Here is a 641-nt window from a genome sequence, read left to right as displayed (position 1 = left end):
TTCTCGATATTGCCCTTGAAGTGGTTGCCATCGCCAAGGTTGATCGAGACATAGCCATTGACGACATCGGTGCCGTTGGCGCCGGCGGTGCTCTCGTCGACGAGATCGCCGGCATTGTCGACATAGTAGGTGTCGTTGCCGATGCCGCCCTGCATCGTGTCGGCACCACCCTTGCCATCCAGTGTGTCGTTGCCTTCAAGGCCGATCAGCGTGTTGACGCCAGCGTTGCCATTGAGAACGTTGGCGAGGGAATTGCCAGTTCCGTTGATGTTTGCTGCGCCGATCAGTGTCAGGTTTTCCAGTTCCTGGCCTGAGAGATCGAAGGAAATCGTGCTGTTGACCGTGTCAGTGCCCTGGCCACTAGCTTCGATCACGTGATCGCCGGCATTGTCGACATAGTAGGTGTCGTTGCCGGTGCTGCCACTCATCGTATCGGCGCCGCCCATTCCGTTGATGATGTTGTTGCCACTGTTGCCGGTGATGATGTTTGCCAGGCTATTGCCTGTGGCGTTGATCGAGGCAGCACTGCGCAGCGCGACGTTCTCGATATTGCCCTTGAAGTGGTTGCCATCGCCAAGGTTGATCGAGACATAGCCATTGACGACATCGGTGCCGTTGGCGCCGGCGGTGCTCTCGTCGAC

Annotated in this window: 1 protein-coding gene; it reads right to left on the bottom strand. The window is 57.7% G+C overall.

Annotation, left to right across the window (positions count from 1 at the left end):
* A partial coding sequence (locus AC1DZU_RS35630; protein ID WP_477292143.1) for a calcium-binding protein occupies positions 1-641 on the bottom strand: 641 nt, incomplete at both ends.

Source organism: Mesorhizobium sp. P2_A12 (assembly GCF_056405075.1).
Note: the sequence above shows the minus strand (reverse complement) of the source record. Positions and strands in the feature narration are given on the sequence as shown.